Consider the following 15,699-nt stretch of genomic DNA (forward strand, 5'->3'; position numbering starts at 1 on the left):
TGTCGACCGACCGGGGGGCGGACTGAAGTGCGCGGCGGACGGGCGGGGACGTCACGTCACCCGGCGACGGCGGCGGCGGCCCACTCCGCGACCCGGCGGGCGCTCTCCTCCTCGGACAGGTCCTCGACGCGCGTCATGACCGACCACCGCACCCGGAACGGGTCGCGGACGCTGGCGAAGCGGTCGCCGGAGACGAAGTCGGTCGGGGGTTCGCGGATCGTCGCCCCGGCCGCCTCGGCGCGCGCCGCCACGGCGTCGACGTCGGCGCAGTGGAACCCGAGGGAGTAGCAGTCGTCGTCGCCGTCCGGAGCCGGGACGAGGTGGTGGTCGGGGTTCGGTTCCCCCAGCTGCAGGTGACCGCCGCCCAGGGCGAGCTCGGCGTGGACGACGACGCCACCCATCTCGGTCACGTCGACGACCCGCGCGCCGAAGACGTCGCGGTAGAACTCGACGGCCTCCCGGGCGCGCGCGATCGTCAGGAACGGGGTGATGCCGCTGAAACCGTGCGGGACCCCGTGGGTGGTGTGCTCGCCGTGCGCGGCCCGGCGACCGGTCGTTTCGCTCATGGTCGCGACGCTAGGCGCCGCCGCCCGGGTCGGGCTTGGAGATTCGCGCCAACCCCGGCGCCACGACCCCGGCGGTAGCGTGCGGACGTGACCGGAGCGGACCGCGGGATCCTCTACCCCGCGCGCCTGCCCCGCTTCACCCGGGTACCCGCCCCCGAGGCGGTGCGCGGGCTGGTGCGCTGGTTCTGGGTCCCGCAGTGGGACGTCGACGCCGGCCGGGTCTCCCGCCAGCACGTCGTGGCCTTCCCGGCCTGCAACCTCGTCGTGGACAGCCGCGACGGTGGTTTCGTCGGCCTCGCCGGGCCGACGACACGGCGTTCGCACCAGGACCTCAGCGGGAGCGGCTGGGCCGTCGGTGCGCAGCTGCTGCCGGCGGCGGTGCCCGCCTTCACCGACGACCCCACGGCGTTGCGCGACGCCTACCGGCGCCTCGACCTGCCCGACCTGCTGGCGGCCGTCCGGGACGCGACGTCGGGCCCGGCCGACGGTCTCCCCGCCCGGGGAGCCGCCGCGTTCGCCGACTGGCTCGCCGCCCACGTCGGGGAACCGTCCGCGGAGGCGTCACTGGCCAACGCGATGGCCGAGCTCATCGACTCCGACCCCGAGGTCCTCCGGGTGGAGGACCTCGCCCTCCGGCTCGCGACGTCACCGCGCACCCTGCAACGCCTCGCCCGCCGCTACGTCGGCCTCCCGCCCGCGGCGATGATCCGTCGCCGCCGGTTGCAGGAGGCCGCCGAGCGCGTCCGGAACGATCCCGGCGCCGACCTGGCCCGCATCGCCGCCGACCTCGGCTACGCCGACCACGCGCACCTGACCCACGACTTCCGCGCGGTCCTCGGCATGGCCCCCGGCGCGTACCGCCGCTCCGGGGCGACCTGACGTCCCGGGTCCGGCGCGAGCCGGGTACGTTCGCCGCATGCACGGCGAGGCGTTGCGCCCCGGGGAACGGGCCCGCGACGTGGGCGATCCCTACCGCTACGGCGTCTACCTGCGGCCCGACCCGCGGACGTGCCTGGCCGTGACGACCATCACCGCCCAGCTCCGGGCGCAGTACGGGTTCGTCTCGGCCGGGGCGTTCCCGCCGCACGCCACCCTGGTGGGCAGCCAGCACCTGGGCCGCGACGAGGACGCGGTCGTCACCGCCCTCGACGCCGCCCTGGCGGGCCGCCCCGGTTTCGACGTCCACAACCGCGGGGTGCGGCCCAGCGGGGTGGGTTTCGTCTACGACGTGCACCACCGCGCCGACGGGAGCCCGAACACCGAGTTCGTGGACCTCGCCGCCGCGGTCGACGCCGCCGTGGCGCCGTTGCGGCTGCCGATGAACTCCCCGCAGGTCCACGGCTTCGACCGCACCGGCTTCCTGGCCCACCTGTCCCTGGCCTCGCACGACCTCTACGAACGTCCCGACCTGCACGACGAGGTGGGCGAGTTCGTCACCGGTCTCGACGTCGAGGTACCGCAGGGTTTCCGGGGTCGCACCGTGACCCTGTACCGCACCGCCAGTTCCGACTGGAGCGGGCGGTGGTGGCGCAGCCTGGTGTGCGAACACCTGAAGACGTGGACCCTGGGATGAGACGGTCGCCGGGTGCGCGGACCTCGTTTCCCCGGGCAGACGGCAACCGTCACCCGGTGGCCGCGAACGTGCCGCGAACGGGTGATCGTTGACCGGGGAGGATGAACACCAGGTGCACGAGCTCGCCGACGGCGGGACGCCGACCGATCAGCTGGACATGACGATCACGGACGCCGTGCGGCTCTCAGCTCTCCCCGCCCGGGAGTCGACCTCCTTGTGGGAACTGGCCGAACCCGTCTGGGTCGTGGACGCGAGCACGACCTGCGCGGAACTCGACCGCCGCCTGCGGGCCGGCGCCGCGCACGAGCACACCAGCGTCGTGGTCCTCGACCGGGTGGCCGAACAGGTCGGGACGATCCAGCGCCAGCGGTTCGAACACGCCCTCGGCGGGCCCTTCGGGTTCGGGCGGGCCCTGCTGGCCCGCCGGACCGTGGCCGAGGTCACCGACTTCGACGCCCGTGTCCTGCCCGCGGACGCCGGCGTCGGCGCGGGCCTGGAGGTCGTGCTCGAACGTCCCGCCCACCGCCGCAACGACGACCTGACGGTCCGCCGGAGCGCAGCCGACGGGACGGTGCAGTGGAAGGCGCTCCCGGTCGCGGTCCTCATGGAGGCCGCGGCCGGACGGATGGCCTGGCACGCCAGCCGGGACCCGTTGACCGGACTGGTCAACCGCGGCGCGTTCTTCGCCCAGCTGGAGCGCCTCATCGCCGGCGCGGCCGAGGTGGTCGATGCCGTACCGACCCGGGTCGGGGTCGTCTTCATCGACCTCGACCGGCTGAAGACCGTCAACGACACCTTGGGGCACAACGCGGGCGACGCCCTCATCCGCTCGGTGGCGAAGAGACTGCGGGCCGAGGCCCGACCCCAGGACGTCGTGGCCCGCCTCGGCGGTGACGAGTTCGTCATCGCCTGTCTCGTGCAGGCCCACGACGAGGAGAGCGCCGGCCGGGCCCTGCACGCGATCGCCACCCGCCACCTGGAGGCGGTGCGTCGCCCCGACCCCGACCTCGATCCTCGCGCCCGCAGCACCGCCAGCCTCGGTGCGGCCCTGTCGGTCCCGCTGCCACGAGCCGTCGGCGCCGACACGCTGGTCCGCGAGGCGGACATGGCCATGTACAGCGCCAAGCAGGCCGGCGGTGACCGCATCACCATGACCTCCACCGTCGGCGACGACCTCGCCGTGGGCGGGGTGACGCCGGTCCTGTCCCTGCAGCAGGCCCTCCAGCGCGGAGAACTCGAGCTGCACTACCAGCCGATCGTCGACGCCCAGACGCGACACCTGCTCAGCGCCGAGGCCCTCGTGCGCTGGCGGCACCCCGACCGTGGGCTGCTGGGCGCCGACCAGGTCCTGCAGCGTGCCCACGCCGAGCGCCTCGAGGTGTCCCTGGACCGGTGGGTGATGCGCACCGCCCTGGACCAGCTCGCCGCCTGGCTGCGGGAGCGGGAGCGGACCCGAGCCCAGACCCCACCCCTCGTGAACGTCAACGTGTCCCCCGCGTCCCTGTCCACTCCCGACTTCGCCGAGAGCATCCTGGACGCGGTCGCCCGCTCGGGGTGCAGTCCTGAGCACCTGCGCCTGGAGCTGCCGGAGACGGCGTCGCTCTCCACCCTCGAGATCGCGGCCCCCCAGTTGCGCACCCTGGCCGGCACCGGTGTGGCGCTGGTCATCGACGACATGGGAGCGGGGGCCTCCAGCCTGCGCAACCTCTCTGCGATCCCCGTCTCGGGCATGAAGATCGACCGGTCCTTCGTCCACGGCATGCTGCAGCGGGACAGCGACCGCGCGGTCGTGCAGATGCTGACCAACCTCGCGGTCGGCCTCGGTCTGAGGATCACCGCGGAAGGGGTGGAGACCGCGGAGCAGGAAGCCGAGTTGCGGCGTCTGGGGGTGATGGCCCTGCAGGGCTACCACGTGGCCCGACCCGCACCCGCACCCGAACTCCGGTGGTCCTGAGCGGAGCCCGCGGGGCGGGACCGGGCACACAGGATCTGCGTAGCGTTCACCGAGGGGTTGTTCGGCGTCAGCTGTGGATTGGCCCAGCACGGGAAGGGTTCGGGGCATCCGGAGTGCACCGCAGCCACCCGCCTCGTGAGGATCCCCGTGACCACGTTCCCCCTCGTCAGCACCCCCGCCGGCGGCCTGGGCCGCCGCAGCGTCCTCGCCGGCGCAGCCGCCGGCACCGGCCTGCTCGTGGCCGGTCAGCACAGCGCGTCCGCGACCCAGAGCCCCGGCCGGGCGACGAAGTCCTTCGCCTCACGCCTGGGCAACCCCTTCACCCTCGGCGTCGCCTCCGGGGAACCCACGCCCGACGGCATCGTCCTGTGGACGCGACTGGCGCCCTACCCCTACGCCGAGGACGGGCGGGGCGGCATGCCGGACCGCGACGTCCCCGTCGAGTGGGAACTCGCCGAGGACGACGCGTTCCGCCGCATCGTGCGCAGCGGCCGGACGGTCGCCCCGTCCCAGCTCGGGCACAGCGTCCACGTCGAGGTCGACCGTCTGCCCTCCGGACGGGAGTTCTTCTACCGCTTCCGCCTCGCGGGTCCCGGCGGGGAGGTCTCCCCGGTCGGCCTGACCCGCACCGCGCCCGCCCGGAACTCATGGGGCACACCGCTGACCATGGCGTTCGCGTCCTGCGCGCAGTACGAACACGGCTGGTTCACCGCCTACCGCCGCCTGGCCGAGGAACAGCCGGACGTGGTCGTCTTCCTCGGGGACTACATCTACGAGTACCAGGCGGACACCTACGTCTCGCCGTCGGGCAGCAACGTGCGCGACCACATGGGCCCGGAGACCGTGTCGCTGGCCAACTACCGCCAGCGCCACGCCCAGTACAAGGCGGACCCGGACCTGCAGGCCGCGCACGCGGTGGCGCCGTGGATCGTCACCTGGGACGACCACGAGGTGGAGAACAACTACGCCGCACTCGTCGCCGAGGAACAGGTCCCGGTGCCGACGCTCGAGGAGTTCACGGCCCGCCGGGCCGCGGCCTACCAGGCCTACTACGAGAACATGCCGTTGCGCGCCGACGCCCGCCCCACCGGGGCCGACATGCAGTTGTACCGCCGTCTCACCTGGGGACGGCTGGCGAACTTCCACGTGCTCGACACCCGCCAGTTCCGCGACGACCAGTCCGGTGGGGACAGCTTCCCCACCGCCGGCCCGGAACGCGACGAACCCCAGCGCACCATCATAGGCGAGGAGCAGGAGGCGTGGCTGCTCGACGGTCTCGAACGCTCCGGCGCGACGTGGGACGTCATCGCCCAGCAGGTCATGTTCCACGAGCACGACTACGTCCCGGGTGTCGACCGGGGTTTCAACCCCGACTCCTGGGACGGGTACACCGCCAACCGCCAGCGTCTGCTGGACGAGTTCGCCGAACGCGGGGTGGAGAACCCCGTCGTCCTCTCCGGCGACGTGCACAAGCACTACGCGGCGGACCTCTCCCGGGTCGCCACCGACCCGGGCTCCGCTCCCGTGGGCGTCGAACTGGTCGCCACCTCGATCACGTCCGGGGGTGACGGGGGTGACGACTACGCGACCCGCGACAGCGAACTGGCCGACAACCCCGACCTGAAGCTCGCCAACAACCAGCGCGGCTACGTCGTCGCTCGCCTGGACCGGCACGAGATGCGCGCCGAGTTCCGGGTGCTCGACCGGGTGTCGCAGCCGGGTGCCGCGGCGGGCACCCGCGCGACCTTCGTCGTCGAGGCCGGGCACCCCGGGCTGCAGGAGGCCTGAGCGCCGCCGGCGGGGCGGTGTCGTCGAGGCGCCGCCCCGCCGGCGACACCGCTCCCCGGGGCGACGGGCGGACTACCGACCGCGGGTCGACAGCTGACAGCTCGGTCACAGCAGCAGCGTCGAGGCCGGGCCGCTCACCACGACCGAGGTGCTGCTGCTGCCGCCGGTCGAACGGTTCACACCGGCTGGGTCCCGACCGGCTCGACGACCTCACCGAGCAGCGCAGCCAGCGCTGCAGCGCTCGCCGCCGACAGCGGGGCGAAGAACTCCCGCATCCGGCTGCGCACCAGGACCGCGTACTCGTCGATGGCCCGTTCGCCCGCCGAGGTCAGAGACAGGACGACCTTCCGCCCGTCGACGTGGTAGCGCCGGCGGACCAGGAACTCCTCGGCCTCGAGGCGCTTCGCGATGAGAGTCACGCACGACTGCGGCACCAGCACGCGCCGGGCGAGCTCCCCTGCGCTCAGTTCGCCGACGATCCGCAGGAGGTACATCGCCCGGAGGTCACTCGCCTGCAAACCGACCTGCACAGCAACCTCATCGAGGAGGTCCAGGAGGCTCAGACCTGCCTGCAGGGTGAGGTGACCGACCTCCGAACCCGTGAGGGGCGACCGGGCGATGACGTCGTGCCCCTCGTGCACGCCCGGCAGTCGGTTCCCGTACGCCCAGGCGACAGGAGCCACTGTTCGACCGTTGTTCGAGAGTCCATCGGACAGAGCGGTGGTGGCGGCCATGAACCTCTCCTCGGTCGCGGACCTCAGACCCTTTGAGACGTGAAACATCCAGATGTGACCGGATCAGCATCCAGACGTGGTCCGGCCCCCTCGTGCGGCGGCGGAACAGGGCACACGTCGGGGGCTCTGGACGCGGCATCCCCGGAAGGTGTCCACGCTCACCCCGGTCCAGGGCTCGCCCGGACGCAGCAGTACAGGTCGTGGTGGATCGCGCCGATTCCTTCAGTGCTGAAAGAACCAGGGCTGTTCCGACCCGGTGATCGCCCTCGACCACACACAGCTCCGGAGGGACCCAGATGTTCGCTCGGCAGGCGACGAGAACCGTCACCTCGTTGACCCATCAGCTCGCCGAAGCCGGAGCGGACCTCGACGCGATGACCGGGGTCGTCGCGTCGCTGGAGAAGGCGCGAACTCCTGAGGACGCGATCCGCATCGCCCTGGAGACCGTCCGCGGCCACTTCGGCTGGGCATACGGCTCCTTCTGGCGCTTGGACCGCACCGCGAGGGTGCTGCGGTTCGCCCAGGACAGCGGAGTGGCCGGGGCGGAGTTCCGCCGGGTGACTCTCGAGGCCACCTTCGCGGAGGGGGTCGGCCTGTCTGGACGCGCCTGGCGCCAGCGTGACCTGGTCTTCGTCGCCGACCTCTCCGAGCTCAGCGACTGCGTGCGCGCCCCGGTGGCTCAACGAGACGGCATCCGGGCCGGCATCAGCTTCCCGATCCTGCGGGACGGGCACGTCGTGGGCACCATGGACTTCTTCACGACCGAGCAGATCACCCCCTCCGCAGGGCGGATGGCCGTCCTGCGCAGCGTCGCCACGCTCATCTCCGTCGCAGTGGCCCGGCTGGACGAAGCCGTGCGCCAGGAGAAGGCGGCCCAGGACGTCGCGGCCGTGTCCACCCTCATCCGCGAACTGACCTCCGCCGCCAGCGAGCAGGACGCGCTGCAGGTGGCCCTCGACACCATCCGTCGCGAATTCGACTGGCAGTACGGGTCGTTCTGGCGCCTTGACGAGAGCGCACCACCCGCCCAGCAGGTGCTGCGCTTCGAACGGGAGTCGGGCGACGCGGGCACGGAGTTCCGGCAGGTGACCCTCTCCGCCTCCTTCGCCAAGGGCGTGGGTCTGTCCGGACGCGCCTGGGCGAAGCAGGACCTCCTCTTCGTGGAGGACCTCGGGGAGATGACCGACTGCGTCCGCGCGCCCGTGGCCCAGCGTGCCGGGGTGAAGTCAGGCGTCTGCCTGCCCATCGCGGTCGGCGGTCGGGTGGTCGGCACCATGGACTTCTTCGCGACCAGAACCCTGGTGATGTCCGAGAGCCGCGAGAGCGCTCTGCGCAACACCGCGTTCCTCATCGGTCAGGCGATGGAACGCTTCGCCGCTGCCGACCGCCTCACCACGGCCGGCACCGATCTGCTGTCCTCGATCGAAGAGGTGGAGCGCAACGTGGTCACGGCTTCAGGGGTCGCCGCCCACGGCGAAGCCCTGGCCGCGGAGGCCAACGTCGAGGTAGCCGCCCTGCAGCAGGCCAGCAACGAGATCAACGAGGTGGTCCGGGCGATCCAGGCCATCGCCGCGCAGACGAAACTGCTCGCACTCAACGCGACCATCGAGGCGGCCCGAGCCGGTGAGGCCGGACGCGGTTTCGCCATCGTCGCCGAGGAGGTCAAGGAACTGTCCGGGGAGACCGAACGGGCAACGGCCAGCGTCAGCAGCAAGGTGGCCAGCATCCAGGACCGGGTCGAGGCGGTCACCGCGTCGCTGACTCAGATCCACGCCGCGGTCGGAGCCATCAACCAGACCCAGTCCGTCATCGGAGGAGTGGTGACGGAGCAGTTCGCCGTCACTCGCGACATCCTGTCGTGAACGTCATCGGACCGAACGACGAGAGCACCACCCTCGTCTCCGCTGATTTCGTCACCGCCGAGGGCGTGTTCTGCAGTGTCCCCGAGGCGTACGCGAGGTAGTCGGTCAACTCCACAGCGTGCAGGTAGCGAGCATGATCGTGCGCCGACGTCCGCGGGCGGGTAGACAAGCGGGATGGTCGACGCCCACGAAGAGATCGAAGTGAAGTACGAGTTCGCCCCCGACGCCGAGCTGCCGCCGCTGGCGGCCCTGCTGCCCGAGGTCGACGCGACCGGGCTGCGCGTCGGTGACCGCGGCGAGTTCGTCCTCGACGCCGTCTACTTCGACACCCCCGACCTGCGCCTCTCCGGGGCGAGGACGACGCTGCGCCGGCGCACCGGCGGCGTCGACGCCGGGTGGCACCTGAAGACCCCCGGCGACGACGGCGCCCGCCTCGAACGCCGGGTACCGCTGGGACGCGCGGTCCGCACCGTCCCCGTCGCGCTGCGCCGCCTCGTCGAGGCCCTCACCGCGGGGCAGGCGCTCGTACCGGTGGTCCGGCTGTCCACGCACCGGAGCGTGCAGACGGTCCTCGACGCGAGTGGTCGACGGTTGCTGGAACTCGCCGACGACCGGGTCGAGGCCCACCGGCTGCTGCCGGCCGGGGGTTCCGGAGAGCCGGGTGCGGGGCAGACGTGGCGCGAGGTGGAACTGGAACTCCTCGACGGCGACCGTGCGGTCTTCGACGCCGTCGACGCCGCGCTGCGTGCGGCCGGTCTGGTCGTCTCGACGAGTCCCTCGAAGGTCGGGCGCGTCCTGGCGGGAGGGCCGCCAGAACCCGCGGCCGACGACCACACCACCGACACCGACCCTGGCACCGAGGCCGACGCCGACGCCGAAACCGCGGAGGTCGTCCCCGTCGAGGTGACCACGCCGTCCGCCGCGATCCCGGCGGAACCCCGGACGTTGTCCCGCGGCACGACCCCTCGGCGCAAGGAGCTGTCGACGGCGTCGAGCGCGGGCGACGTGCTCTTCCTGCACCTGCGCGAACAGGTCCAGCAGGTCTTCGACCAGGACGCCCGCGTCCGGGCCGACGACGCCGACAGCGTGCACAAGATGCGGGTCGCCACCCGACGCCTGCGCAGCGCGCTCCGCACGTTCCAGCCCTTGCTGGGCGCACCGACGAAACCGTTGCGGGACGAGTTGCGCTGGCTCGCCGCCGAGCTGGGGCGGGCGCGCGACGCGGAGGTCCTGCGCGACCGCCTGGTGCAGGCGGTCGCGTCGTTGGACGTCGCCCCCGAGGACCAGCCGGACGACCCCGCGGCGACGGGGGCCGTGCCGCAGCGGGTGGCCGAGCAGCTGGGGTCGGACTACCGCCGGGCCCACGACCAGGTGCTCCTGGAACTGGACTCCGAGCGCTACCAACGCCTGCTGGACACCCTCCAGGAGTTCGTCGAGCACCCGGCGACGAGCCCGAAGGCCCGTCGCCCCGCCGGGCGGGAACTCCCGAAGCGCGTCGCCCGGACGTACCGCACGCTGGCGGGGCTGGTGGCCGCCGCACAGGACGCCCCCGCCGGTCGCGAACGGGACGAGCTGTTCCACGAGGCCCGCAAGGCCGCGAAGCAGGTGCGCTACGCCGCCGAGGCGGTCGCCGTCGTGTTCGGGAAGGACGCCAAGCGGTTCGCCGCGGCGACGACCGCGGTGCAGGAGGTCCTCGGTGAGCACCAGGACTCCGTCGTCACCCGTGAGCGGTTGGCCGACCTGGCCGCTCGGGCGGAGCCCGAGGTGGCCTTCGCTTACGGACGCCTGTTCGCGCAGGAGGAGACCCACGCCCGGCTCAGCGAGTCCGACGTCGACGACGCCTGGGACGCGCTGCAGGCCAAGCGCCTCCACCGCTGGCTGCGGTGACCGGACGCGCGCCGGGTCGGGTCGGCGTCGGAAGACGCTGACCCGGCCCTCCAGTTCCCGCGCCGTGTCGGCGACCTCGTTCGCGGTCGCGGTCGCGCACTGCCTCCACCAGCGGCAGGAACGGACTGGAGACCGGAGCCGCGGCGATCCGAACGATCGCGGTGGGCGTTGCTGCGGTACTGGCATGATCGGGCAGTGACCGCAGGGGATGGGGACCGGCCGCAGACCGACCTGGCCGTCCGACGGGTGAGTGACGTGCTCCCCGCCCACCTGCCCTCCCGGCTGCCGTCCGAGGTCCCCTCACCGGACCGACCCGACGAGGTCTTCGACCGCTACGCCCGTCTGGTCCGCACCACGCTGGGTGTCCCCGTGGCCCTGGTCAGCCTGGTCAGCACCGAAGGGCAGGTCTTCCCCGGGGCCGAAGGGCTGCCCGCCCCCTGGCAGCAGGCACGCTGCACCGGGCTGTCGCACTCCTTCTGCCAGTACGTGGTGGCCCACGACGCCCCCCTGGTGGTCCGGGACGCCCGCCAGGACCCGGTCCTGGCCGACAACCCCGCCATCGACGACCTCGGGGTCATCGCCTACGCCGGCTTCCCCCTCCACGACCCCGACGGTGTCCCCGTCGGGTCGCTGTGCGCCATCGACACCCAGCCCCGGGACTGGACCCGGCACGAGCTGGACGTCCTGGCCGACCTCGCCACCACCGCCACCCGGGAGCTGACCCTGCGCCGGGCGGCCGTCCAGGTCACCACGTCCCAGCACGCCGAGCGCGCCGCTGCCGAGCACGTCACCCAGATCAGCGAATCCATGGCCATCGGCTACCTGCTGATGGACCACGAGTGGCGGATCAGCTACGTCAACACCCAGGGACGACGGGTCCTCGGGGCCGCCGGGGACGACCTGACCGGTCAGGTGCTGTGGGAGCTGTTCCCCGCCACCGTCGGCACCCTCTACGAGACCAACTACCGCCTGGCCGTGCAGACCGGTCAGGTGGTCTCCTTCGACGCCTACTACCCCGCCCCGCTGAACACCTGGTTCGAGATCCGCGCCACCCCCACCACCGGTCCCGGAGGTGCGGGACTCGCGCTGTACTTCCTGGACATCACCGCCCGCCACGAGGCCGAGGCCGCCGCCCGGCGCTCTAGTGAGCAGCTGTCGGCGCTCGGACGGATCGCCCTGGCCCTGGCCCAGGCCGACGACATCGACGACCTGGTCACCACCGTGGCCGAGCAGGGCTTGAGCGCCCTGGGGGCCGATGGGGGATCGGTGGCCGTCTTCGACCCCGAGGACGCCGACCAGCTGCTGTCGTACATCAGCGCCAGCCTCGGTGAAGGCACCCGCGCGGACTTCGGCCGTCTCCCGCTGTCGGCCGACCTGCCCGTGACGGTGGCCGCCCGGACCGGACAGCGGGTGCTGCTGGCCGACGAGGCGGCGTGCGCGGCGATGTCCCCGCTCGTGGTCAGGGCCAACGCCACCACCGGCTGCCAGGCCTGGGCCTCCATCCCGCTGCACGCCGACGGGCGGGTCATCGGCGTGCTGACGGCCGGCTGGCGACGACCGCAGACCTTCCCCGCCGAGCAGCGGGACCTGCTGGACACCTTCGCCGCCCAGTGCGCCCAGGCCCTGCAGCGGTTGCGGTCCCGGGACGCCGAACGGGCCTCCGCCGAATCCGCCCGCGTCTCGGCCGCACGTCAGGCGGCGCTGGTGTCCATCGCCCACGCCCTGGCCGGCGCCCAGGACCAGGAAGCGGTGCTGGCCGTCCTGGGCGAACAGGGCCGTGAACTCCTGCAGGCCAACGGCTGCGGGCTGTGCCTGCGCGAGGACGACGGCATCCACGTCGCCACCTTCCTCAGCGACAGCTACTCCGAGGTCCGCACCACCGTCCAGCGGGTCCCGGCCGACTTCCCCCTCCCGGCGATCCGCAGCGCGGCCACCGGGGTCAGCTACTTCCTGGCCGACCGGGGCGAGACCGAGGCGGCCTTCCCCGGTTCGGCGCAGATCCACGCCGACGCCGGGGTGCAGGCCTCCGCGGCGGTGCCGCTGGTCGCCCGGGGGCACCTGCTGGGGTGCCTGTCGGTGGGTTTCGCCACCGAACGCACCTGGACCGAGCCGGAGCAGGGCCTGCTGGAGGCGTTCGCGGCCCTGACCGCGCAGGCGCTCGAACGCATCAGCGCCCACGAGGCCGAGAGCGCCGCCAGCACCGAGGTCGCCCGCTTCTCCGAGACGCTGCAGCGGTCCTTGCTGACCAGCCCGCCCGAGCCGGACCACCTGCACATCGCGGTGCGCTACTCCCCCGCCGCCGAGGAAGCCCAGGTCGGGGGGGACTGGTACGACGCGTTCATCACCACCGACGGCAACACCAGCCTGGTCATCGGCGACGTCACCGGCCACGACCGCGTCGCCGCCGCGGCCATGGGGCAGCTGCGCAACCTGCTGCGCGGCATCGGCTACGCCGTCGGCGACCCGCCTGCGGCGATCCTCACCATCCTCGACCACGCCGCCCACGACCTCGGGGTGGACACCACCGCGACGGTGGTCCTGGCCCGCATCGAGCAGGTCCCGCAGCAGGGACGCACCGGGACCCGGCTGCTGCGCTGGTCCAACGCCGGCCACCTGCCCCCGCTCCTGATCGACCCCGAGGGTGCGGTGAGCTTCCTGGAGACCCCGGCGGACCTGATGCTCGGGGTGGCGCCGGAGACCGCCCGCCACGACCACCAGGTTCTGCTGGCGCCGGGTTCGACGGTGCTGCTCTGCACCGACGGTCTCGTCGAGCGGCGCGGCGCCACCCTGCAGGCCGGGCTGGACTGGCTGGCCGGCAGCGTCGCCGAGCTGGCTCACCTCAGCGTCGATGAGCTGTGCGACGAACTGCTGGCCCGGGTCGGGGACCAGGTCGAGGACGACGTGGCCCTGCTCGCGGTGCGCGTCCACCCCGAGGACCGGCCGCGGCCGGTGGAGGCCGGGCCGAGGTGCGACCCGCGCGAAACCCCCACCGTGGACAGCGCCGACCCTGAGGAGACGGGGCCGTCCTCGGAGGACTCGGGTGAGCACCGCCGCCGAGCTGTGCTGGTGCTGGATCCTGAACCGGCCGCCGTCGGGCAGGCGCGGACCTTCGTCCACGACTACTGCTGCAGCCTGGCGGAGTGCGGAGACCTGTGCGACACCCTGACCCTGCTGGTCAGCGAGGTGGTGACCAACGCCTTCCTGCACGGGCGCAGTCAGGTCCGGCTGCTGGTCGAGGCCACCTCGCGGAGGGTGCGGGTCGAGGTCAGTGACGACAACTCTCGCCACCCGGTGCTGACCGTCAGCGATCCCGATGCACTGGACGGCCGCGGGTTGGCGATGATCGACATGCTGGCCACCGCGTGGGGCGTGCGCGACGAGGAGGTCGGCAAGACGGTGTGGGTCGAGCTGTCCGCCGACTGACGACCAGCCTCGGACCACTGCACCTGAGTGGGTCCGCCCCTGCGTCGGTCGACCCTCGTGGGTAGCGACGGGCCCGGCTGACCCGCGGTGTCGCGGCGGGGTCAGTAGCGGAAGACGCTGACCAGACCCTCCAGTTCCCGCGCCGTGTCGGCCACCTCGTTCGCGGTCCTGGCGGTGTCGCCTGCACTTCGGGTCGCCTCGGCGGCGGACGCCGCCATGCCGGAGACGTTCGCGGCGATCTCCTGGGACCCGCTGGACACCTCGGTGACGTTGCGGACCATCTCCGAGGTGGTGGCCGACTGCTCCTCCACGGCCGCGGCGATGGTGGCCTGCAACGCGTCGATGCGGGCGATGACCTCACCGATGTCGGCGATGGCGGCCGCGGCGGCGACGGCGTCGGTCTGCGTGGCCCCGACCCGGCTGGTGATGTCCTCGGTGGCACGGGCGGTCTGCTGGGCCAGTTCCTTGACCTCCCCGGCGACGACCGCGAAACCCTTTCCGGCGTCGCCGGCCCGGGCCGCTTCGATGGTGGCGTTGAGGGCGAGCAGGTTCGTCTGCTCGGCGATCGAGGTGATGAGCTTGACGACGTCGCCGATCTCCCGGGAGGAGGCGGAGAGGCGGTCCAACGTCGCGGAGGCCTCGCTCGCGGAGGCGACCGCAGCCGCGGCCACGGAGGACGCCTCGGCGGTCGAGGCCGCGATCTCGCGGATGGCCGCACTCATCTCGTCGCCCGCGGCGGCCACGGTGCCGATGTTGGCGGAGATCTCCTCCGTCGCAGCGGAGACGACCTGGGACTGGTCAGCCGACTGCTCCGCGCCCACGGAGAGCTGGGTGGACACCTGCGTCAGCTGCCCGGCGTAGGCGGCCAGCTGACCGGCGCTCCCGGTGATCTGCTGCATGGCGCCGCGGAAGCGGACGGTGGAGTGGTCGAGGGCGCGGGCCATGGTCCCGATCTCGTCGCGGCTGGACAGGTCGACCGTGGCCCCGAGGTCGCCGTCCGCGACCCGAGTGAGGACGTCGGTGACCCGCTGCAGCGGGGAGACGATGCTGCGGCGGACGACGAGGGCGGCCCCGACCGCGACGGCCAGGCTGACCAGCAGCAGCGTCAGGACGACGAGCTGACCGTGACGCACCGTGGCGGCGAAGTCCTGCCCAGCGGCGAGGGCGGTGCTCGCCCGCTCCGTCTCCTCGCTCAGCGCGGCCTCGTAGGCCTTGCGAGCGTCGCGGTTGGCCCCGAATGAGGCGGTGACCGCCGCGTCCCGGTCGGTGCCGGCGAGGGTGTACTCCGCGCTCAGGGCCCCGAACCAGGCGTCGACGTCCTTCTGGACGGTGTCGAGGGTCGCTCGCTCCGCCGCGCTGTCGGCGGCTGCGCGCGACGTGGCGATCGCGGCGTCGAAACCCTTCTGGCGTCCCAGGCTCTCGTCGACGTACTTCTGGTCGGCGGTGATGAAGAAGCCCCGCTCGTCGGTGGCCGCCGACTTCGCCGCCAGGGCGGCCTGCTGCAGACCGGTGATGTAGGGGACGGCACGGCCCACCTCGCGCTGGCGTTGCGTCTGCAGGCTCTGCATCACCGACAGGCTGACCAGACCGACGACGAGGGCCGCGACGGCGACCAGCGCCGTGGCCGCCAGCAGCCGGGTCCCCACGCGGCGGTTGGCGAGCCAGCCGCCCGCTTCACCGACACCCGCTCGATCCGAAAGCACCTGCTGCTGACCCATGTTGACGTCGCCACCCTTCGAACGCCGACCGGTTCAGCGTTGCACCACTGCACATCGACGGTGATCCGGGCCGCGCGAGCCGCTGAGACGGAGTTCACGGGGAGTTCACCTTCACGGGACGCGAACGGCCTCGCGTGCCCCACCCGGCTCCTCGGTGACCCTCCGTGCGTCCTTCGCACGGTTCGTCACACCCG

10 protein-coding genes are annotated in these 15,699 nt (G+C 72.7%); 7 read left to right on the plus strand and 3 right to left on the minus strand.

Annotated features, from left to right (window positions below):
- Positions 1-56 precede the first annotated feature (56 nt).
- Positions 57-566, minus strand: a complete 510-nt coding sequence (locus ACFQ46_RS08835; protein ID WP_380259126.1) for a VOC family protein — start codon at positions 564-566, stop codon at positions 57-59.
- 87 nt (positions 567-653) lie between these two features.
- On the opposite strand from ACFQ46_RS08835, the gene ACFQ46_RS08840 reads away from it, so the two are divergent.
- The 4 genes from ACFQ46_RS08840 (at position 654) to ACFQ46_RS08855 (ending at position 5,881) form a co-directional block, all read left to right on the plus strand.
- Positions 654-1,445 (plus strand): helix-turn-helix domain-containing protein, encoded by a 792-nt coding sequence (locus ACFQ46_RS08840; protein ID WP_380259127.1) that lies wholly within the window; start codon positions 654-656, stop codon positions 1,443-1,445.
- Between the two features lie 37 nt (positions 1,446-1,482).
- A complete protein-coding gene (locus ACFQ46_RS08845; protein ID WP_380259128.1) occupies positions 1,483-2,139 on the plus strand; it encodes a heme utilization protein in 657 nt (218 codons plus the stop codon).
- 112 nt (positions 2,140-2,251) lie between these two features.
- Positions 2,252-4,093, plus strand: coding sequence for a putative bifunctional diguanylate cyclase/phosphodiesterase (locus ACFQ46_RS08850; RefSeq protein ID WP_380259129.1), 1,842 nt, complete (start codon positions 2,252-2,254; stop codon positions 4,091-4,093).
- Positions 4,094-4,240: 147 nt separating this feature from the next.
- Positions 4,241-5,881 carry an alkaline phosphatase D family protein gene (locus ACFQ46_RS08855; RefSeq protein WP_380259130.1) on the plus strand — a complete coding sequence of 547 codons (1,641 nt, stop codon included), beginning with the start codon at positions 4,241-4,243 and terminating at the stop codon, positions 5,879-5,881.
- A gap of 176 nt (positions 5,882-6,057) precedes the next feature.
- On the opposite strand, the gene ACFQ46_RS08860 is transcribed toward ACFQ46_RS08855, so the two are convergent.
- On the minus strand, positions 6,058-6,564 hold the full coding sequence (locus tag ACFQ46_RS08860; RefSeq protein ID WP_380259131.1) for a MarR family winged helix-turn-helix transcriptional regulator: 507 nt from the start codon (positions 6,562-6,564) through the stop codon (positions 6,058-6,060).
- A gap of 383 nt (positions 6,565-6,947) precedes the next feature.
- On the opposite strand from ACFQ46_RS08860, the gene ACFQ46_RS08865 reads away from it, so the two are divergent.
- From ACFQ46_RS08865 to ACFQ46_RS08875, 3 genes are all read left to right on the plus strand, one after another.
- Positions 6,948-8,477: a GAF domain-containing protein gene (locus ACFQ46_RS08865; protein ID WP_380259132.1), complete on the plus strand. Its 1,530-nt coding sequence runs from the start codon at positions 6,948-6,950 to the stop codon at positions 8,475-8,477.
- Positions 8,478-8,651: 174 nt separating this feature from the next.
- On the plus strand, positions 8,652-10,364 hold the full coding sequence (locus ACFQ46_RS08870; RefSeq protein WP_380259133.1) for a CHAD domain-containing protein: 1,713 nt from the start codon (positions 8,652-8,654) through the stop codon (positions 10,362-10,364).
- Positions 10,365-10,559: 195 nt separating this feature from the next.
- On the plus strand, positions 10,560-13,787 hold the full coding sequence (locus tag ACFQ46_RS08875) for a GAF domain-containing protein (RefSeq protein ID WP_380259134.1): 3,228 nt from the start codon (positions 10,560-10,562) through the stop codon (positions 13,785-13,787).
- A gap of 101 nt (positions 13,788-13,888) precedes the next feature.
- On the opposite strand, the gene ACFQ46_RS08880 is transcribed toward ACFQ46_RS08875, so the two are convergent.
- A complete protein-coding gene (locus ACFQ46_RS08880) occupies positions 13,889-15,490 on the minus strand; it encodes a methyl-accepting chemotaxis protein (RefSeq protein ID WP_380259135.1) in 1,602 nt (533 codons plus the stop codon).
- Positions 15,491-15,699 lie beyond the last annotated feature (209 nt).

The organism is Kineococcus sp. GCM10028916, from assembly GCF_042674865.1.
Classification (GTDB): Bacteria; Actinomycetota; Actinomycetes; order Actinomycetales; family Kineococcaceae; genus Kineococcus.

Coding starts and splice junctions, on each gene's coding strand:
- ACFQ46_RS08835 (WP_380259126.1), bottom strand. CDS start 566: ATGAGCGAAACGACCGGTCGCCGGGCCGCGCACGGCGAGCACACCACC.
- ACFQ46_RS08845 (WP_380259128.1), top strand. CDS start 1,483: ATGCACGGCGAGGCGTTGCGCCCCGGGGAACGGGCCCGCGACGTGGGC.
- ACFQ46_RS08870 (WP_380259133.1), top strand. CDS start 8,652: ATGGTCGACGCCCACGAAGAGATCGAAGTGAAGTACGAGTTCGCCCCC.